This window comes from Cellulosimicrobium sp. RS (assembly GCF_046159675.1).
Taxonomy (GTDB): Bacteria; Actinomycetota; Actinomycetes; order Actinomycetales; family Cellulomonadaceae; genus Cellulosimicrobium; species Cellulosimicrobium funkei.
The window spans coordinates 360151-379218 of record NZ_JBJXVU010000001.1; the positions used below are offsets into that span (position 1 = coordinate 360151).

Consider the following 19068-nt stretch of genomic DNA (forward strand, 5'->3'; position numbering starts at 1 on the left):
TCTTCACCCGCCCCGCTGCCGCGCGGGCGTCCCTGACCGTGCCCGAGGAGGCGGTCCGCACCGAGGAGGGGACCCGGCTCGACAGCCCGTGGGTCACCCTCGTGTGGAACGACCCGGTCAACCTCATGAGCTACGTCGCGTACGTGTTCGAGTCGTACTTCGGGTACTCCACCGCGCGCGCCCACGAGCTGATGATGCAGGTGCACCAGGAGGGCCGGGCCGTCGTGTCGACGGGCGACCGCGAGCGGATGGAGGTCGACGTGCAGGCGATGCACTCGTTCGGGCTGTGGGCGACGCTCCAGAAGGACGGCGAGCAGTGAGGCCGTTCCGCGCGGAGGCGCACGGGTACGTCGCCGAGCTCGAGCCGTCGGAGCGGATCGTGCTGGCGCAGCTCGCGGGCGACGTCGCGCAGATGCTCCAGGAGGGCGTCCCCGGGCGGGCGTCGGACGCGCCGGGCCGGTCCGGGCCCGACGACGCGTGGTCGCCCCCGGGATGGACGGGCCCGACGCCCGGTGGGGGCGGGTCGGACGCGACGCCGCCCCCGGACCCGGCCGTGCGCCGTCTGCTCCCGGACGCGTCGGACGACGTCGAGGTGGCGCACGAGTTCCGGCGCTTCACGCAGGACGACCTCGCGGCGCGCAAGGTCGGTCGGCTGGTGCTGCTCGCCCGGATGCTCGTGGACTCCGAGCCGGCCGAGGCGGCGCCGTTCGTCGTCGGGCGCGAGGAGGCGCAGGACGTCGCGGGCGCCCTGACCGACGTGCGCCTCGTCCTGGCCGAGCGCCTGGACCTGCGCACCGACGAGCAGGTCGAGGGCCTGTACGACGAGCTCGACCGGGAGGGCGACGACGGCCCGGACGACGGCGAGGTGGGGGGTGCGCCGCGCCGCTTCCTCGTGAGCGTGTTCCTCCTCACGGGGCTGCTCCAGGAGTCGCTCGTCGACGGCATGCTCGCGGACCTGCGGGCGGGGCGGGGCGGTCCGCGCCCCGAGCCGCGGGGCTGAGCGTGCCGCGGACCTGTGGGCGCTGCCACAGCGGCGTGCGCGTGGTTCGAGGCGCCTCGCGCGGGGCGGCGACAGTAGGCTCGGCCGGGTGAACGACGCTCCCATCGGGATCTTCGACTCGGGCGTGGGTGGCCTGACCGTGGCACGCTCGATCCTCGACCAGCTCCCGAACGAGGCCCTCCTCTACATCGGGGACACCGCGAACAGCCCGTACGGGCCGAAGCCGCTCGCGGCGGTCCGGGCGATGGCGCTGGCGATCATGGACCAGCTCGTCGACGACGGCGTGAAGATGCTCGTCATCGCGTGCAACTCCGCGTCGTCCGCGGTGCTGCGCGACGCGCGCGAGCGGTACACGCAGCGCCACGGGCTCCCGGTCGTCGAGGTGATCCTCCCGGCGGCACGTCGGGCCGTGGCCGCGACGCGGTCGGGCCGCATCGGCGTCATCGGGACGCGGGCCACGATCACGTCGCGCTCGTACGAGGACGCGTTCGCCGTGACCCCGGGCCTGACCCTGACGACGCAGGCGTGCCCCGAGTTCGTGCCGCTGGTCGAGCAGGGCGTGACGTCGGGCCCCGAGGTGCTGGAGGTCGCGCACCGCTACCTGGACCCGGTGAAGGCCGCGGGCGTGGACACGCTCGTGCTCGGGTGCACGCACTACCCGCTGCTGACGGGCGCGATCTCGTACGTGATGGGCGACGAGGTCACGCTCGTGTCGAGCGCGGAGGAGACCGCGAAGGACGTGTACCGCACGCTCGTCGCGCACGACCTCGAGCGCTCGCGCGACGCCGGGCCGCCGCGGCACCGGTTCCTCGCGACGGGGAGCGCGGAGCCGTTCGAGCACCTCGCGCGCCGGTTCCTCGGTCCCGAGGTGCTGAGCGTGGAGGCGGCCTGATGCGTCTCGTCACGGTCGGGTGCTCGGGGTCGTTCGCCGGCCCGGCGTCGCCCGCGTCGTCGTACCTCGTCCAGGTGCCGGCCGCGGAGGCCGCGGCCGCGGGGCTCGAGGCGCGCGACTGGAACGTCGTGCTGGACCTGGGCAACGGGTCGTTGGGCGCGCTGCAGCGGTTCGTCGACCCGCTCGACGTCGACGCGGTCGGGCTGTCCCACCTGCACCCCGACCACTTCGTCGACGTGTGCGGCCTGTACGTGTACCTGCGCTACCACCCGGTCCGCGGCTCGACCCGCACGGGCGTGCCGAGCCGGCTCACCGTGCTGGGCCCGGCGGGCACGGCCGCCCGCATCGAGGCCGCGTACGGCGCGGAGCCGGGCGACGGCGTGACGGAGGAGCTCGACGTGCGCGCGTGGGAGCCGGGCGCGCCGGTCCGGGTCGGCCCGCTCGTCCTCGAGCCGTACCGCGTGTTCCACCCCGTCGAGGCGTACGGGGTGCGCGTCACCGGGCCGTCGACGCTGCGCCCGGGGGAGAGCGCCGTCCTCGCGTACACGGGGGACACGGACGCGTGCGACGGCGTGGTCGAACTCGCGCGCGACGCCGACCTGCTCCTGTCGGAGGCGGCGTTCCACGAGGGCCGCGACGACGGCGTGGAGCGGGGCATCCACCTCACGGGGCGGCGCGCGGGCGAGGTCGCGACCGCGGCCCGCGCGCGCCGGCTCGTGCTCACGCACCTGCCCGCGTGGAACGACCCCGAGCGCTCGCGCGCCGAGGCGCGCGAGACGTACACCGGCCCGGTCGACGTCGCCACGACGGGCGCGGTCTTCGACCTCTGACCGCTGAGCGCGGGGACGGGTCGCCGTCGGCCCCGTAGACGCGACCATCCACCGCGCTCAGCGGTGGGCCGGGGGTCGGTAGGGTGGCGGCATGACCATCCCCTCCTCGTCTCCGGGCACGGCCGCGCCCCTCCGCGCCGACGGCCGCACGCCCGACCAGCTCCGCCCCGTGACCATCACCCGCCACTGGCTCGACCAGGCCGAGGGCAGCGTGCTCGTCGAGTTCGGCCGCACGCGCGTGCTGTGCGCGGCGTCGTTCACCGAGGGCGTGCCGCGCTGGCGCAAGGGGTCGGGCGAGGGCTGGGTCACCGCCGAGTACGCGATGCTGCCGCGTGCGACGAACGAGCGCAGCCAGCGCGAGTCGGTCAAGGGCAAGATCGGGGGGCGCACGCACGAGATCTCGCGCCTCATCGGCCGGTCCCTGCGCGCGATCATCGACGTCTCCGCGCTCGGCGAGAACACGATCGTGCTCGACTGCGACGTCCTCCAGGCCGACGGCGGCACGCGCACCGCCGCGATCACCGGCGCCTACGTCGCGCTCGCCGACGCCGTCGCGTGGGGCCAGCGGCACGGCCACATCAAGGGCGGCAAGCCCGTGCTGACCGACTCCGTCGCGGCCGTGAGCGTCGGGATCATCGACGCCACGCCCATGCTCGACCTCCCGTACGTCGAGGACGTCCGCGCCGAGACGGACATGAACGTCGTCGTCACGGGCTCCGGGACGTTCGTCGAGGTGCAGGGCACCGCGGAGCACGCCCCGTTCGACCGCGCCGAGCTCGACGCGCTGCTCGACCTCGCGGTGGCCGGCACCGCCGACCTCACCGCGATCCAGCGCGCGGCGCTCGCGGCGGACCCTCGATGAGCGGCACGTCCGAGACGGCAGGCGTCGTCGTGCCCGACGGCGCACGCCTCGTCCTCGCGACGCACAACCCGGGCAAGATCGCCGAGCTGCGCGCGATCCTCGCGGCCGAGCTCGACGCGCACCCGGGGCTCGAGCTCGCGCCGGAGGCGATCGTCGGCGCGGGCGACGTCGGCGCGCCCGAGCCGGTCGAGGACGGCGTGACGTTCGCCGAGAACGCGCTCATCAAGGCGCGCGCCCTCGTCGCGGCCACCGGGCTGCCGGCCGTCGCGGACGACTCCGGCCTCGCCGTCGACGTGCTGGGCGGCGCGCCGGGCATCTTCTCGGCGCGCTGGGCGGGGCGGCACGGCGACGACGTCGCGAACCTCGAGCTCCTGCTCGCGCAGCTCGGCGACGTGCGTGCCGAGCACCGCGCGGCCGGTTTCGTGTGCGCGGCGGCGCTCGTCACGCCCGACGGCACCGAGGTCGTGCGGACGGGGGAGATGCGCGGGACCCTGCTCACCGCGCCGCGCGGCGCGAACGGGTTCGGCTACGACCCGATCCTCCTGCCGGACGAGCAGCCCGGTGCGGGGACGGCCCGCTCGGCGGCCGAGCTGAGCCCGGCGGAGAAGAACGCGATCAGCCACCGCGGCAAGGCGTTCCGCGCTCTGGCGCCGGACGTCGTCGCGGCGCTCTCAGCGCGGTAGGGGGCGGCCGGCGAGCTCGCGCTCGCGGCGTCGGCGGTCGCCCGGCCGCAGCACGCCGACGAGCGCGACCACGCCGCGCCAGCCGAGCATCGTCACCGCGAGGAACCCGAACGACACGAGCTGGAACGCCGGGGCCACGCCTTGGTCGGTGAGCACGCGCAGCAGGACGCCCAGCGCCCAGGTGCAGCCCCAGACCACGACGCCCGTCGGCCACAGGGCCCACGGGCGGCGCCACGCGCGCGTGACGAGCCAGCCCAGCGCGGCGCCCGCGGCGAACGGCCACGCCACGACGAGCAGCCGGGTCAGACCCTCGTCGGCGGAGTGCGTCGCGAGGCCGCCGGTCGCGAGCGCAAGGACGCACGCGACGTCGGCCAGCGCGGCGAGCACGACGAGCCCGGGGCGACGAGGACGCGGTCCGGTGGGCGCGAGGTCGGTCATGCTCCCGACGGTACCCCGCCCGCGGGACCGTCCCCGCACGGCCCGGACCGGCCCCGGCGGGTCGATCCCGGGACGCGGAGGGTCGATCCCCTGGAACATAGGGTGGTCCCCGTGCACCTCGCCGCCGACGACCTCGCCTTCGCCTACCCAGGACGCCCCGTCCTCGACGGGGTCGGGCTGCGCGTCGCCGCGGGGACGCGGCTCGGGGTCGTGGGGGAGAACGGCACGGGCAAGTCGACGCTCCTGCACGTGCTCTCCGGCGACCTCGCACCCGCCCGCGGGGAGGTGCGCCGCGCGGGCTCGCTCGCGCTCGTCGAGCAGGAGCTCGCCATCGCGCCGGGCCAGACGGTCGGCACGCTCGTCGCCGCGACGCTGAGCGGGCTGCGGGCGGTCGCCGCCGAGCTCGAGGCGGCGGCCCGGGACTTCGACCACGAGGCGGGCGACCTCGCCGAGCTCACGGAGATCCTCGCCCGCGCCGAGCACCTCGCCGTGTGGGACGCGGACCGCCGGGTCGACGTCGCGCTCTCGCGCCTCGGTGCGTGCCGCGACCGGGACCGCGAGCTCGCGACCCTGTCCGTCGGCGAGCGCTACCGCGTGCGGCTCGCGTGCCGGCTCGCCGAGCGCGCCGACCTGCTCCTCCTCGACGAGCCGACGAACCACCTCGACACCGGCGGGATCGACTTCCTCACCGGCGAGCTCGTCGCGTGGCGGGGCGGCGTGGTGATGGTCACGCACGACCGGCAGCTGCTCGACGACGTCGCGACCGAGATCCTCGACCTCGACCCGGCGATGGACGGGAAGCCGGTGCTCTACGGGCAGCCGGGGTACCTCTCCTACCGGTTCGCGAAGAACCAGGCGCTGCACCGGTGGCGGCAGCGGTTCCGGGCGGAGCAGAAGCGTGCGGAGAAGCTCGCCGCGGTGCTCGACGCGTCGTACGAAGGGCTGTCCGACGAGTGGCGCCCGCCCAAGGGCAGCCAGAAGCACCGCCGCGCGACGCGCGCCCGGATCCACGTCAAGGCCGCGGACCGGCGCCTCCAGCAGCTCGAGGCCGAGGCCGTCGAGGTGCCCGTGCCGCCGCTCCAGCTCGTGTTCCCCGAGCTCCCCGCGATGTCGCCCGGTTGGGAGCCGGGCGACCCGGTGCTCGAGCTGCGCAGCCCGCGCGTCGGGCCCGACGGCGGCGCGCGCCTCGACCTGCCCGGGACCCGGGTCGCGCTCCCTCCCTCGGGGCGTCTGCTCGTGACCGGGCCGAACGGCAGCGGCAAGTCGACGTTCCTCGCCGCGCTCGCGGGCCTGGTGCCGCTCGACCGCGGCACCCGGTCCGTCGTCGACGGCGCGCGGCTGGGCGTCGTCGCGCAGGAGGGCCCGGCGCTGCCCCCGGAGGCGGAGGACCGCACCGGGTTCGACGAGTACGCGCGCGAGGCGCTCGACCTGCTCGACGCGGGCCGCCTCGACCCCGAGCACCTCGTCCCCGTCGCGTTCCTGGGCCTGCTCACGGAGGAGGACCTGGAGCGGCCGCTGCGCGAGCTGTCCGCGGGGCAGCGCCGGCGGTTCGACCTCGCCCGCGCGCTCCTCGCGGCGCCGCACGTGCTGGTGCTCGACGAGCCGACCAACCACCTGTCGATCGACCTCGTCGACGAGCTCACCCAGGCGCTGCGCGTCACGCCCGCGGCGGTCGTCGTGGCGACGCACGACCGCCGCATGCGCGAGGACCTCGACGACTGGCCCCGGCTCGAGCTCGGCTGACCCGCAGCGCCCTCAGCGCCGCACCGGCCGGAGCGTCGTGGCCAGGGGGCGGGCGGGCCCGGCTGGTCAGCGGCCCTCGGCCGGGCTCTCCGCCGGGACGAGCACCTTGCCCAGCGCGCGACCCCACGCGCGCGCCCGGTCGAGCTCGCCGTCGTCCAGGGGTCCCTCGACGTCGCCGACGTAGAACGACGCGGACGGGACGACGAGCCGGAACCCCGCGCGGCGCATCGCCCTGGCGGCGCCGCGGGCTGCCGAGCCCGGGAGCGAGCGGACCTTCGTCGCGCGCGTGTCGAACGTCGCGGCGAGCCGCCCCTCCTCCTGTGGCGGGAGGGACTCCACCCATTCGCGCAGCCCGGTGGCCCGGTCGGAGACCGGGCCCGTCGCGCGCTGCACCGCCTCGGCGCGGGTCGCGGGGCGCGTCATGCCCAGGGCGTGCGTCGGGCCGCCGGCGACCACCAGCTGCACGTGGCGCAGGGCGTCCGGGTGGGCGGCCGGGTCGGTCACGTCGACGACCTCGACGCGCACCGTCTCGCACAGCCCCTCCGCGATGGCCTGCGCGACGCGTTCGCTGTTGCCGTACATCGACTCGTAGACCACTGCGGCGTCCATCGCGCTCACCCCTTCGTCGACCGCCCGTCCGGACCGGACGGGTCCCCTCCCTCCAGCGTCCGGCTCCGAGGGCGCGAGGCCCAGGGCCGACGGGAACGAGCGTGCGGGCCCTTGGTCCCGGGCGCACTGCCGGGGCGCGAGAGGGTCAGGGCGCGGGGCGCAGGCGGGAGTCGACGAGACGCACGACCCACGCGAGGGCGAGGAAGACGACCGCCACGACGGCGGTGTTGACGAGCGCCCGGCCGAGGCCGAGCTCGCCCACGTCGAGGAACGGGTAGGGGTACCAGCCGACGACGGCGCCCCGGACGAACGTGTACGCGATCCACGCGAGCGGGTACGCGACGGACCACCAGACCGTCGCGGCGTCGACCCGCGGGCGCGGGCCCACGAGTCCCCACGCGGCCACCGCGAGCAGCGGCGCGACGAGGTGCAGCAGGAGGTTCGAGACCTGGCCGGCGCTCGTCAGGTCCTGCAGACCGCGCAGCACGGTGTTGTAGACGATCCCGGTCACCGCGATGCACAGCAGCGCGTCGAGGCGCGCGACGCGGAAGACGGTCCCGTCGCGCGCGGGTCGCGCCGCGAGCAGGACGGAGACGACCCCGACGAGCAGGTTCGACTGGATCGTGAAGTAGGAGAACAGGCGCACGAGGCGCTCGGCCTGGCTCGGGGCCGTGCCGGGACCGTCGACGAGCGCGATCGCGACCTCCAGGACGACGCCCGTGAGCGCCGCGACGGCGACGAGCGTGTGCAGGGTGCGGGCCACGACGTGCCGGCCCGCGTCGACCCGGACGCCTGGCGCGTCGGTCACGGCAGGCGGCCGACGTACGCCATCGCCTGGCGCAGCAGCACCCCCTGGCCGCCGCGCATCTCGAGCTGGACCTCGTCGCTGCACGCCTGCTCGGGCGTGAGCCACGCGAGCTCGAGGGCGTTCTGCTGCGGCCGGCAGTCGCCCGTCACCGGCACGACGTACGCGAGCGAGACCGCGTGCTGGCGGGGGTCGTGATAGGACGTGATGCCCGGCGTCGGGAAGTACTCGGCGACCGTGAAGGGCTGCGGGGACGCGGGCACCTGCGGCAGCGCGACCGGGCCGAGGTCCTTCTCGATGTGGCGCAGCAGCGCGTCGCGGATGCGCTCGTGGAACATGACCCGCCCGGAGACGAGGGCCCGCGTCATCATGCCCTCGGGCGTCACGCGCAGCAGGAGCCCGACCGCGACCACGTCGCCCGAGTCGTCGACCCGGACGGGGACGGCGTCGACGTAGACGAGCGGGAGCTGGGCGCGCGCGACCGCGATCTCCTCGGCGCTGAGCCAGCCCGCGGGGCGCGGGTTGTCGTGGGAGAAGTCGTCGGGCGGGAAGTCGGCGGTGTCGGTCACGCGACTGTTCTACCCCGAGCGGTGCGGCGGGGCGAGTCCGCCCCGGGCGCCACTGCCCGGTCGTGCGGCCGTCACGCCGTGCCGGGCGCCTCGGCGTGCGGCTCGGAGACGCGCGCCACGATCTCGACGAGCGCCTGCTCCGCGACCGGTGCGGGCAGCACCTCCATGAGGGCCATGAGCGGGGCGAGGCGGTCGGGCAGGACCGACGCGCGCGGCCCCCGGTCGTCGTCGCCCTCGGGCCCGCCGTCGTCCGCGGCGAGCACCCCGACGAGTGCGCCCCACATCTCGTCGGCGGTGGGGGCGTCGGCCCTCGGTGCGAACTCACCGGCGAGCGCGGCGAGCACCCCGCTCACGTCGGGGCGCCCGGCGCCGCGGACGTCGTCGGCGCCCGCGCCGAGCGCGGCGACGAGGCCGTCGAGACCGGCCTCGGTGACGGGCGTGATGGTGAGGTGGGTCGTGTGCGGCAGGCGCGTGCCGTCGTCCTGCACGAGCCCCGGCTGCGGCTGGAGCACCCACCCGAGGGACCGGACGGCGTCGGCCCACAGGTGCGGGTCGACGCGCCGCTCGGGCGGCACGGACTCGTCGGTCGCCACGGCGACGAGCGGGCCGGTGGGGCGGCCGACGACGCGGAGCCCGTCGATCGCGTCCACCGCCGCGCGCAGGGCGTGCGTCGCGCGCACGCACCGCGCGGTGAGGGCCGTGTACCCCGCGGTGCCGAGTGCCTGGCTCACGGCCCATGCGGCGGCGAGCGGCGCGGCGGAGCGCGACCCGGACAGCGTGGGGTTGACGACCGGGTACCCCGGCCAGCCCGTCGTCGCGAAGAACTGCCGGCGCTGGCGGTCGCGCCCGCGCACGAGCAGGACGGACGCGCCCTTGGGCGCGTAGCCGTACTTGTGCACGTCCGCGGAGATGCTCGTCACGCCCGGTACGGAGAAGTCGAACGGCGGCACCGCCTCGCCCCCGGCCGCGGCCCAGAACGGCAGCACCCAGCCGCCGACGCACGCGTCCACGTGCACGGGCACGCCGCGCGCGGCGGCGGCCTCGGCGACCTCGGCGACCGGGTCGACGACGCCGTGCGGGTACGACGGGGCGGACACGACGACGAGCGCGACGTCGTCGGCGTCGAGCGCCGCGACGAGGTCGGCGGCGGCGGGCGTCCCCGTCGCCGGGTCGACGGGGACGAGCGTGAGGTCCACGTCGAGGTGCTGAGCGGCCTTGCGGAACGCGGCGTGCACGCTCACGGGGGCCACGACGCGGGGGCGCACGTCCGGGTGCTCGGCGCGGAACGCCTCGCGCGCGATCTTCACCGCGAGCAGGCAGCTCTCCGTCCCGCCGGACGTCACCGAGCCCACGACGGCGTCGGGCCCGTCGGCCGGGCCGTGCAGCATCGTGCGCGCGAACCCGAGGAGCTCGCCCTCCATGACGGCGACCGACGTGAACGTCGTGGGGTCGAGCCCGTTGACCGGCTGGACGGCCCGCGCGGCGGCGGCGGCGAGCTCGTCGAGCTCGGCGAGACCGGGGTCGTAGACGTAGGACAGGACGCGTCCGCCGTGCGTCGGGGCGTCGGCCGCGCGGAGCGCGGCGAGCCGGTCGAGGATCCCGTCGGTGCGCAGCGGCACCTCGTCGGCGGGCCGCGGCAGGGCGCCGGGGGCGGTCGATCCCGCGTCAGTCACGGGCTCGGTCGGTCGGGGCGTGGTCACGCGGCAGCTCCGGTGCTGTGTCGTCGATGTCCCCCCTGCGCAGACCGTATCGCACGAGCGGGACGAGGCTCAGCAGGACGAGCGCGGCGGGCACGACCGAGAAGGAGAGCGCGATCCCGTCCACCGCGGCGGCCGGCTGGGCGACCGTCTCGCCCGCCCGCGTGGACACGTACCCGGTGATCCCGAGGACGAGCGAGAGCACCGCGGCGCCGAGCGCCATGCCCGTCGTCTCGCCCGCCGTCCACACGCCGCCGAAGGCGCCGCCGCGGCCCTCGCCGTGCGTCCGCGCGTCGTGCGCGATGGCGTCGGGGAGCATCGCGAGCGGCAGCGCCTGCATGCCCGCGTACGCGACGCCGGCGAGCGCGGTGGGGACGTAGACCCACGCACCGGGTGCCCACACGAGCGGGACCATCCCGAGCGCGGCGACCGCGAAGAGCACCGTCGCGACGACGAACCCGCGCTCCTTGCCGTCGCGGCGCGCGAGCCGGGTCCACAGCGGCATGCAGAGCAGCGCGGGCGCGACGAGCGCCGCGAAGAGGTAGCTGACGGCCGCCTCGTCGCGCAGCACGTACCGCGCGACGTACGCCGCCCCGGCGAGCATGAGCCCCGTCGCGACGGCCTGGAGCACGAACGCGGCGAGCAGCGTGCGGAACGGGCGCGAGCGGCGCAGGGCGTCGACCGCCTCACGCACCGCGAGGGTCCAGGCGCGCGACGCCGAGGCCGGCGCCGTCGAGCCCGTGGCGGTGCCGGGTGAGGCGGTGGTCGCTCCGGCCGAGGCCGTGGTCGTGCCGGCCGGGGGAGCGGGCGTGCCGGCGCCGCGGGGTGCACGCGGGGCGACCCGCGCGGCGACGAGCATCCCGGCACCGATGACGGCACCCGACACGACGCCCATGACGAGGTACCCCGTCGTCGAGTCCCCGCCTCCGCGCAGCGCCGGTCCGCCCGCCCCGAACAGGAGGATCGCGAACGCGAGCGTCGCGACGCGCCACGCGAGCAGGCGGGTGCGGCCGTCGTACGTGGGGTCGAGCTCCGCGGGGAGCGCGATGTACGGCACCTGGAACAGCGAGAACGCGGTTGCGGCCAGCAGGAACGCGACGAGCACCCAGATCGCGGCGGCGGTCGGGCCCGCGGCCGCCGGGACCGCGAACGTCAGCGCGAAGAGCACGGGCAGCGTGAGGGCGCCCAGCGTCATGAAGCGACGGCGCGACCCGGTGCGGGCCAGGTCGCGGTCCGACCCGTAGCCGATGAACGGGTCGACGACGACGTCCCACACCTTGGCGCCCGTGACGATGAGCCCGGCGGCCGCCGCAGGCACCGCGAGCGCGTCGGTGAGGTACACGAGCAGGACCAGGCCGGGCAGGGTGCCGAACCCGCCGGTGCCGACGGACCCGGCGGCGTAGCCCGCGATCGTGGTGCGCGAGAGCCGGTGCGCGGTAGTGTCGTGCGTCACAGGGGCAGCGTAGAGGGTGCGCCGGCCGGACCTGCGCGGTCGTGCGCGGGGAATACTCCGGGCAGGGTGTGTGCTCTACGTAGCAGACCCCCAAGCCCCCAGGAGGAACATCCATGGCCACGCAGACGCTCACCGAGTCCACGTTCGAGCAGACGATCAAGGAGAACGACATCGTCCTGGTCGACTTCTGGGCCGACTGGTGCGGACCGTGCAAGATGTTCGCGCCCGTCTTCGAGGCGTCGTCGGAGGAGAACCCGGACGTCGTGCACGGCAAGATCGACACCGAGGCCGAGCGCGGCCTGGCGGCCGCCGCCAACATCACGTCGATCCCGACGCTCATGGCGTTCCGCGAGGGCATCCTCGTGTTCTCCCAGCCCGGCGCGCTCCCGGCCCCGGCGCTCAAGCAGGTCGTCGACGCCGTGAAGGGCCTCGACATGGAGGACGTGCGTCGTCAGATCGCCGCGGCGAGCGACGGCTCCCCGGCGCAGGACGCCTGAGCCTGCACGACACCACGACGGCCCGGCACCCTCGGAGGGTGCCGGGCCGTCGTCGTGTCATGGGCCGTCTCGCGCGCGGGCGCTGCGTGGCAGGTGTGGAGCCGGTGCCCGTACCGGCAGGGGGCAAGTGGTGCGGGCACCGGCTCTGCCACCACGGTAGACGCCGAACTGGACGGTCGTCCAGGTCGGGTGCGGGTGAATCCGGGGAGTGCTGCCGCGCCGTCACGACGGGGACTCCGGAAGGGCCGGGGAGGGTGCGCGAGGCGGGACTCGAACCCGCACGTCCGAGGACACCAGGACCTAAACCTGGCGCGGCTGCCAGTTACGCCACTCGCGCGCGGTGGTCAGTCTACGGCGCGGGCGGTGCGGCCCTGGCGGCCGGTGTGCGTCGCTCGACGCGCACCGGGCCAGGGCGGCGCCGCCCGGGTGCGCTACCTCGGGTCGATGCCGAGGTCGCGACGGAGCTTCGCGACGTGGCCCGTGGCCTTGACGTTGTACTGCGCGAGCTCGACCTTGCCCTCCGGGTCGACGACGACCGTCGAGCGGATGACGCCCACGACCGTCTTGCCGTAGAGCTTCTTCTCGCCCCACGCGCCGTACGCCTCGAGGACGGACCTGTCCTCGTCCGACACGAGCGGGAAGGTCAGGTGCTCGGCCTCGACGAACGCGGCGATCTTGTCGACCGGGTCGGGGGAGACGCCGACGACCGAGTACCCCGCGCCCTGGAGCGAGGCGAGGTTGTCGCGGAAGTCGCACGCCTCCGTCGTGCAGCCGGGCGTGCCGGCCGCGGGGTAGAAGTAGACGACGACGTGCTTGCCGCGCAGGTCGGAGAGCGTGACGGTGCTGCCGTCGGCGGCGGGCAGGGAGAAGTCGGGAGCGGTGTCGCCGACGGTGAGGCGCGTGGACATGGATCTCCTTCGGTCCGGCCAAGGTGTGGTTCGAGCGTAGGTGAGGGTGGGCGGCACCGGTAGCGTTGTCGCTGTGAGCAAGACGACGTCCGCCCCCGCCACCGCCTCGTCCCGCCCGTCGCCGTCCCGGTCGGCCGCCCGCGACCTCCCGATCCGGATGCTGCACGACCGGCTGCTCGTGGACCCGGAGGTCGACGCGAGCGAGCGGCAGAGCTCGGCGGGGCTCGTCATCCCCGCGACGGCCGTGGGCCCGAAGCGGCTCGCGTGGGCCGTCGTCGTCGCGGCCGGTGAGCACGTGCGACAGGTCGCGGTGGGGGACCGCGTGCTGTTCGACCCGGACGAGCGCGCCGAGGTCGAGCTCGGCGGCAAGGACCTCGTGCTGCTGCGCGAGCGGGACGTGCACGCCGTCTCGCAGGAGGTCGAGGAGGACGGCCCGACGGGGCTGTACCTCTAGCCGGGGCCGCTGCGCGGGCTCGCCGGGCCGTGTCGCCGACGTCACACGAGGGCGGGCGGAACGGATTTTCCCGGCGCGCCCGCGGCTGCTAGTGTTTTCTCTCGCGCGCCATTAGCTCAATTGGCAGAGCAGCTGACTCTTAATCAGCGGGTTCGGGGTTCGAGTCCCTGATGGCGCACCACCACCGATCGGGCCGTCCGCATGGCGGGCGGCCCGAGCCGTGCCGGTCGAGAGCCGGCACGGCGGGCGGGCCCGGTCTCCTCGCGGAGATCGGTGGTCCCGGCCGCTGGTAGTGTTCACTCTCGCGCGCCATTAGCTCAATTGGCAGAGCAGCTGACTCTTAATCAGCGGGTTCGGGGTTCGAGTCCCTGATGGCGCACCCTTCCTGACCAGGCCGTCCACGTCCGGGTGGGCGGCCTTCGTCGTCCGCCGCCCGGGCGACCCGCCCTCCCGCTCCCGTGCCGGTCGCCCGCCGCAACCGTCGCCGTCCGTTTCGCCGGAGTTCGCCCGCTGCCGTCCTCCCGTTCACCCCCGCCGGGAAGGGTCCGGTGCGGGCGTCGTCGCCGCTCGGCAGCGCCGCCCGTCGACCCGTTCGCCACGGAAGGGAACCACGATGGACACGTCCGTGCCCACGCACAGGACTTCGCGACGCGCCGAGAGACGCACCGACAGACGGACCGACGGTGGGGCGCGGCGCCGCGCCACGGTCGCCGGGGCGCTCGGGGCGGTGCTGGTCGCCGGCCTGCTCGCGCCCGGCGCCGCCGCCGCGACCGCCCCGGGAGCCTCCCCGACCCTCGACCGGACGGCCGCCCGGTCCACCGGGGCCGGCCCGGAGACGCGGCCGGTGCTGAGCCCGACGACCGGCACGTTCCTCGACGGCACGGTGCGCGTCGCGGCCGACCCGGTCCGCGCGGGCGACGCCGTCACGGCGCTCGCGGTCGACGGCACCGCCCTCGACGCCTCCCCGACGCCCGCGACGGCGCGCCTGCTGTTCGACGTCGGCAGCAACTCGATCGAGAAGCGGTACGGCAGCCACGTGCTCGTCAACGGCGAGCGCCTCGAGCTCGACCGGGACATGGTGTCCGAGCGCGTCGCGCTCGACGTGCCCGCGCGGTGGCTCGTGCCGGGCGAGAACCGGGTGCGGTTCGTCGTCGGTGCGGTCACGACGTCGTGCGGCACGAACTACGACGACTACGACCTCACGGACGTGTCGCTCGAGCTCCTGGGCGAGACGGCCGACGGCTCCGCCAACAGCTTCTCCTACGCGTTCGGCGACGGCTCGTGCGGCACGAACACGGCGCGCGTCCTCTCGGCGGACCTCACGTTCGACCTCGACCAGGACCCGGCCGCCACGACCGGCCTCGCCGCGGAGCTCGACACCACGACGCTCGAGAACGGCGCGCACACGCTCACCGCGACGACCGCGTCGGGCGCGACCGCGACGAGCGCGGTCACCGTGAACAACGGCGCCCCGGGGGCGCCCGTGATCCGCCCTGCGGACGGCGCGCTGCTGCACGGCCCGCAGACCGTGCTCGCCACGCCGCCCGCCGGGGGCGAGCCGCCCGTCGGCATCGAGCTGGACGGCGCCCCGCTGACCACCGTCGCGACGCTCGGCACCGGCTCGTCGCGGTTCGTCTTCACCGTGGGCTCGAACTCGATCGAGGCCCGCTACACCAACCACCTGCTCGTCAACGGGCAGCGCATCGACCTCGTGGACCGCGACTACGTGAGCGAGACGGTCCGGATCGACGTCCCGAACGCCTTCCTGTCCCCGGGTCGCAACGTCGTGCGGTTCGTCACGGGCACGTACCCGACGGCGTGCGGCGACAACCGCGACGACTTCGCCATCTCCGGGATCGCGCTCGACGTCACCGACGGCACGGCGACCGGCGTGGGCATCGCGCCGTCGTACTCGATGGGCGACGGAGACTGCGGCACGAGCACGACGAAGCCGCGCGAGGTCGACCTCGCGTTCGACGTGACGCGCGACGCCGACGCGCCCGCGACCGGCCTGCGGGCCGACGTCGACACGACGACGCTCGCCGACGGCGAGCACACGATCACGTCGGCGACCGCCGCGGGTGCGGCCGCGCGCCGGACGGTGACCACCGACAACACCGGTCCCGCGATCGTGTCCAGCACGCCGGCGGCGGGCGCGGAGCTCGCGAGCGCGACGAGCCTCGCAGTCGAGCTCGCGGACGCGTCCGGCGTCCTGTCCGGGCCCGACGTCACGCTCGACGGCGAGCCGCTCGAGCTCGGCGCGCCCGTCGGCCCGGGGCTCGCCCCGGGTGCGCACACGCTCGTCGTCACCGCGACGGACGTGCTCGGGAACGCGAGCACGCACGAGATCGCGTTCACGAGCCTCGGCGTGCCCGACGTCCCGACCGACCTCGCGCCCGCGCACGGCACGCGCGACGTCGCGGGGAGCGTCGACCTGTCCGCGCGCGTCGCGGCGCCCGGCGGCGGCGACGTCACCGCCACGTTCTCCCGCGCCGACGTCACCGCCCCCGCGCTCGTCGCGCAGGGCGAGTCGGCCGAGGTCCCGACGACGCTCCCGGTCGAGGGCGAGCAGCCCGCCGCGGCGGACGCGCTCGCCCCGGGCGACGACCTGACGCTCGACTCGCCCCGGAGCCGCGACGTCACCTACCAGCGCTTCGAGCTGCCCGCCGAGGGCTCGACCGCCGGCCAGGTCGTGCGCTGGGAGGGCGTCGTCGACCCGCAGCGGCTCGCCACGCTGCACGTGTGGGACGGGGAGCGGTGGGAGCCGCTCGCGTCCGCGCGCGGCGCGGTCGAGGGCACGACGTCGCTGAGCACCGTGCTCCGCGACGGCGCCGCCACCGACGGGACCGTGCACGTCCTCGTGACGGGCACCGACCCCTTCGCGGACGACATCGCCGCGGGCGGGTCGCGCGACGAGACCGACTTCGCGCCCCGCGAGGACTACGACTTCTCCCTGGTCCACCTGACCGACACGCAGTACCTCACCGAGGGCGCGGTCGAGCAGGAGACGGCCGAGGAGCGCGCGGTGTGGGCGCAGGCCTACACCGACCTCACGCAGTGGGTCGTGGACAACGCCGAGGAGCGCGGGATCGCGTACGTCGGCCACACGGGCGACGTGAACGAGAACTACACGCGCCTGCCCGCCGACGACGCGATGGCCGCCCAGATCCGGGGCGAGTACGCGTTCTCCTCGTCCGCGCAGCAGATCCTCGACGACGCGAACATCCCGAACGGGGTCCTCGCCGGCAACCACGACAACCTCACGGGCCAGGACAACGGGCCCGGGGCGCTGTTCAACGAGTTCTACGGCCCCGAGCGCTACGAGGCGCTTTCCGCGGGGTGGGAGAACGCGTCCTACGGCGGCCCGTGGCGCGAGGGCGACAACCAGAACCACTACGACCTGTTCAGCGCGGGCGGGCTCGACTTCGTCGCTGTCTACCTGTCGTACGGGGTGACGGACGAGGAGGCCGCGTGGGCGGACGGCGTCCTCAAGCAGTTCCCCGACCGCAACGCGGTCGTGCTCACGCACGACTACCTCGTGCCGAGCTCGAACCCCGACGGTCGGGACTCCGAGATCTCGACGCCCGACGGCCGCCTCGTGCACGCCAAGGTCGTCGAGCCCAACCCGAACGTCTTCCTCGTCCTCGCGGGGCACCGGCACGGCGTGGGCATCAACGTGCGCCAGGACGTCGGCACGCCGGGCAGCGGCGTCGTCGAGCTGCTGGCCGACTACCAGTTCTACGAGGTCACGGCCGAGGAGGCGGGCCTCACCGAGATCGGCGGCTACGCGCCCGACGAGGGCCTGCGGCTCGGCGCGAGCTTCCTGCGCCTGCTCCAGTTCGACGTCGACCGCTCCGAGATGATCGTCGACACCTACTCACCGTGGCTCGAGAACTTCGGCGCCACCGAGTACGACGACGAGCAGCGCTACGACGGCCGCGAGGACGACTTCACCGTCCCCGTCGACCTCACCTCGCGCGTCACGAGCCTGGCGACCGACGCCGTGTCGCTCTACGCGCCGGGCGAGGAGGTCGGCAGCGTCACGGTGCCGTCGGGCGAGGTCGCGACCGTCACGTGGGACGGGCTCGAGCCGGGCGCCGCGCACGCGTGGACCGTCACGGCCACCAGCGCGGGCGGCGGCACCGCCGTCTCGCCGGTGAGCACGTTCACCACCGCGCCCGCCGAGGACGGCCTCGTCGTCGAGACGACGGCGCGCACGCAGTGCCTCGGCGGCACGGCCTACGTCGCCGTCCGGGCCCGCAACGCGGACACCGTCCCGGTCGACGTCACGCTCAGCACGCCGTTCGGCGAGCGCACCGTCACGGGCGTGCGCCCTGGCGCGTCGGCGTACCAGGCGTTCTCCGTCCGGGCGGCCGACGTCGCGGCGGGCACCGCGCACGTCGCCGCGAGCGGGGACGGCCGGTCGTTCGCCGCCGACGTCGCGTACGACGCGCTGGCGTGCGGCTGACGTGCGCTGACCGGCCGGCGTCGCGCCCCTGACGCGGTGCCGACGGCACGACGGCGGCCCCCGGACCGGACGGTCCGGGGGCCGCTGCGTCGCCCGCCCGGTCGGGGAGCGGGACGGTCAGACGGCGGCCCACCCGCCGTCGCTGTGCAGGACGGCGCCCGAGACGTTGGCCGAGTCGTCCGACAGGAGCCACGTGATCGCTGCGGCCAGCTCCTCGGCGCTCGCGGCCGGCGGGACGGTCGTCGCCATGACCGGGCCGAGCCGCTCGCCCGCGTACGGCGAGCGGAAGGGCGCCTCGATGCTCGTCGCGACGGCCCCGGGGGCGACGACGTTCGCCCGCACGCCCCGGGGCGTGTAGAAGAACGCCGTGCTCTTCGTGAAGCCGACGATCGCGTGCTTCGACGTCGCGTACGCGGTGCCCGACGCCGACGCGCGCGAGCCCGCCTCCGAGCCGACGTTGACGATCGAGCCCTTCCCCGCCTCGAGCATGAGGGGCAGGACCGCACGCGTGAGGCGCATGACCGCGGTGACGTTGACGGTCATGACGAGGTCCCACGTCGCGTCGTCGAGCTCGGCGGTCGGCAGGAAGCCGTCCATGATCCCGGCGACGTTGGCGAGGGCGTCCACCCGGCCGCCCGCGGCGGCGACCACCGCGTCGACCGTGGTCTGCGCGCTCACGTCGCCCGCCACGGTGACGAGAGCGTCCGTGCCGACGTCGGCGACGAGCTTGTCGAGGCGGTCCTCCCGGACGTCGGTGGCGACGACGCGCGCGCCCTCCGCGAGCAGCCGCTCGACCGTCGCGCGGCCGATGCCGGCGCCCGCGCCGGTGACGATCGCCGTGCGGCCCTCGAACCTGCCCGGGACGTGGTTGCTGACCATGACGGCTCCTTCCGTCCGCGCCGGCACTGCCGTCGACCGGCGTCTGCTCCCATCCCAGCGCCCGCGCGCCCGCGCGCGCGAGAGCCGATCGTCCTCACCTGGGCGCCGGTGGTCCCGAGCGTGCGGGCGGGGGTAGGGTCGGCGTCGTGACGCACCCGTCCGTGACCCCCTGGTGGCCGGCCGCCTGACGGCCGGTGACCTCATCCGGCCGTGCCCCGACGACGTGGGCGGCCTCGGTGAACCCGGTGCGCGCGTCGTCGGCCCAGCGGCCGTCCCCCTGA

The 19068-nt window shown here is 75.5% G+C and carries 18 protein-coding genes and 3 tRNA genes; 12 read left to right on the top strand and 9 right to left on the bottom strand.

The window, feature by feature from the left end:
* The first annotated feature begins 32 nt into the window (after positions 1–32).
* The 6 genes from clpS (at position 33) to rdgB (ending at position 4267) form a co-directional block, all read left to right on the top strand.
* Complete coding sequence (gene clpS / locus ACI769_RS01590) at positions 33–320, top strand: ATP-dependent Clp protease adapter ClpS (protein ID WP_051027713.1); 288 nt, start codon at positions 33–35, stop codon at positions 318–320.
* Positions 317–1000, top strand: a complete 684-nt coding sequence (locus tag ACI769_RS01595) for a DUF2017 family protein (protein ID WP_085388196.1) — start codon at positions 317–319, stop codon at positions 998–1000. Before clpS ends, ACI769_RS01595 begins: the two co-directional genes overlap by 4 nt.
* 88 nt (positions 1001–1088) lie before the next feature.
* On the top strand, positions 1089–1892 hold the full coding sequence (murI, locus tag ACI769_RS01600) for a glutamate racemase (protein ID WP_031316087.1): 804 nt from the start codon (positions 1089–1091) through the stop codon (positions 1890–1892).
* Positions 1892–2722, top strand: a complete 831-nt coding sequence (locus ACI769_RS01605) for an MBL fold metallo-hydrolase (protein ID WP_034655785.1) — start codon at positions 1892–1894, stop codon at positions 2720–2722. The genes murI and ACI769_RS01605 overlap by 1 nt, the downstream gene beginning before the upstream one ends.
* A 91-nt stretch (positions 2723–2813) precedes the next feature.
* On the top strand, positions 2814–3584 hold the full coding sequence (gene rph, locus ACI769_RS01610; RefSeq protein WP_085388195.1) for a ribonuclease PH: 771 nt from the start codon (positions 2814–2816) through the stop codon (positions 3582–3584).
* Entirely contained in the window at positions 3581–4267 is a 687-nt protein-coding gene (rdgB, locus tag ACI769_RS01615) for an RdgB/HAM1 family non-canonical purine NTP pyrophosphatase (protein ID WP_051027707.1), read from the top strand. Before rph ends, rdgB begins: the two co-directional genes overlap by 4 nt.
* Here the strand turns inward: rdgB and ACI769_RS01620 are convergent.
* Entirely contained in the window at positions 4256–4705 is a 450-nt protein-coding gene (locus ACI769_RS01620) for a DUF3054 domain-containing protein (protein WP_081896078.1), read from the bottom strand. The two genes, rdgB and ACI769_RS01620, sit on opposite strands and share 12 nt — an antisense overlap.
* Positions 4706–4816: 111 nt before the next feature.
* Here ACI769_RS01620 and ACI769_RS01625 point away from each other — a divergent pair, with 111 nt between their 5' ends.
* Positions 4817–6448 carry an ABC-F family ATP-binding cassette domain-containing protein gene (locus tag ACI769_RS01625; RefSeq protein WP_194522403.1) on the top strand — a complete coding sequence of 544 codons (1632 nt, stop codon included), beginning with the start codon at positions 4817–4819 and terminating at the stop codon, positions 6446–6448.
* A gap of 66 nt (positions 6449–6514) precedes the next feature.
* Here the strand turns inward: ACI769_RS01625 and ACI769_RS01630 are convergent, their stop codons facing one another.
* The 5 genes from ACI769_RS01630 to ACI769_RS01650 all read right to left on the bottom strand — a co-directional run bounded on the left by ACI769_RS01630 (position 6515) and on the right by ACI769_RS01650 (position 11581).
* Positions 6515–7057, bottom strand: a complete 543-nt coding sequence (locus tag ACI769_RS01630) for a flavodoxin domain-containing protein (protein ID WP_034655787.1) — start codon at positions 7055–7057, stop codon at positions 6515–6517.
* 145 nt (positions 7058–7202) lie between these two features.
* Positions 7203–7865: a Pr6Pr family membrane protein gene (locus ACI769_RS01635; RefSeq protein WP_253705833.1), complete on the bottom strand. Its 663-nt coding sequence runs from the start codon at positions 7863–7865 to the stop codon at positions 7203–7205.
* Entirely contained in the window at positions 7862–8431 is a 570-nt protein-coding gene (locus ACI769_RS01640) for an NUDIX hydrolase family protein (RefSeq protein ID WP_009863909.1), read from the bottom strand. The genes ACI769_RS01635 and ACI769_RS01640 overlap by 4 nt, the downstream gene beginning before the upstream one ends.
* 71 nt (positions 8432–8502) lie before the next feature.
* Entirely contained in the window at positions 8503–10131 is a 1629-nt protein-coding gene (locus tag ACI769_RS01645; RefSeq protein ID WP_409141080.1) for a pyridoxal phosphate-dependent decarboxylase family protein, read from the bottom strand.
* Positions 10097–11581: an MFS transporter gene (locus ACI769_RS01650; protein WP_085388193.1), complete on the bottom strand. Its 1485-nt coding sequence runs from the start codon at positions 11579–11581 to the stop codon at positions 10097–10099. The genes ACI769_RS01645 and ACI769_RS01650 overlap by 35 nt, the downstream gene beginning before the upstream one ends.
* A gap of 113 nt (positions 11582–11694) precedes the next feature.
* On the opposite strand from ACI769_RS01650, the gene trxA reads away from it, so the two are divergent.
* Entirely contained in the window at positions 11695–12078 is a 384-nt protein-coding gene (gene trxA / locus ACI769_RS01655) for a thioredoxin (RefSeq protein ID WP_021482401.1), read from the top strand.
* 255 nt (positions 12079–12333) lie between these two features.
* Here trxA and ACI769_RS01660 read toward each other — a convergent pair.
* Together ACI769_RS01660 and bcp are read right to left on the bottom strand one after the other, a co-directional pair.
* Positions 12334–12415 (bottom strand) — tRNA-Leu (locus ACI769_RS01660).
* 94 nt (positions 12416–12509) lie between these two features.
* Complete coding sequence (gene bcp, locus ACI769_RS01665; RefSeq protein WP_061268538.1) at positions 12510–12986, bottom strand: thioredoxin-dependent thiol peroxidase; 477 nt, start codon at positions 12984–12986, stop codon at positions 12510–12512.
* A gap of 73 nt (positions 12987–13059) precedes the next feature.
* On the opposite strand from bcp, the gene ACI769_RS01670 reads away from it, so the two are divergent.
* The 4 genes from ACI769_RS01670 to ACI769_RS01685 all read left to right on the top strand — a co-directional run bounded on the left by ACI769_RS01670 (position 13060) and on the right by ACI769_RS01685 (position 17908).
* The gene (locus tag ACI769_RS01670; protein WP_031316090.1) at positions 13060–13440 is read left to right on the top strand and encodes a co-chaperone GroES; all 381 of its coding nucleotides are present in this window, start codon (positions 13060–13062) and stop codon (positions 13438–13440) included.
* A gap of 105 nt (positions 13441–13545) precedes the next feature.
* Positions 13546–13621: transfer RNA gene (locus tag ACI769_RS01675), tRNA-Lys, on the top strand.
* Positions 13622–13746: 125 nt separating this feature from the next.
* Positions 13747–13819: transfer RNA gene (locus tag ACI769_RS01680), tRNA-Lys, on the top strand.
* 348 nt (positions 13820–14167) lie between these two features.
* Positions 14168–17908, top strand: coding sequence for a hypothetical protein (locus ACI769_RS01685; protein ID WP_409141081.1), 3741 nt, complete (start codon positions 14168–14170; stop codon positions 17906–17908).
* A 117-nt stretch (positions 17909–18025) separates the two neighbouring features.
* Here ACI769_RS01685 and ACI769_RS01690 read toward each other — a convergent pair whose 3' ends face one another.
* On the bottom strand, positions 18026–18787 hold the full coding sequence (locus ACI769_RS01690) for an SDR family NAD(P)-dependent oxidoreductase (protein WP_144680264.1): 762 nt from the start codon (positions 18785–18787) through the stop codon (positions 18026–18028).
* Between the last annotated feature and the right edge of the window lie 281 nt (positions 18788–19068).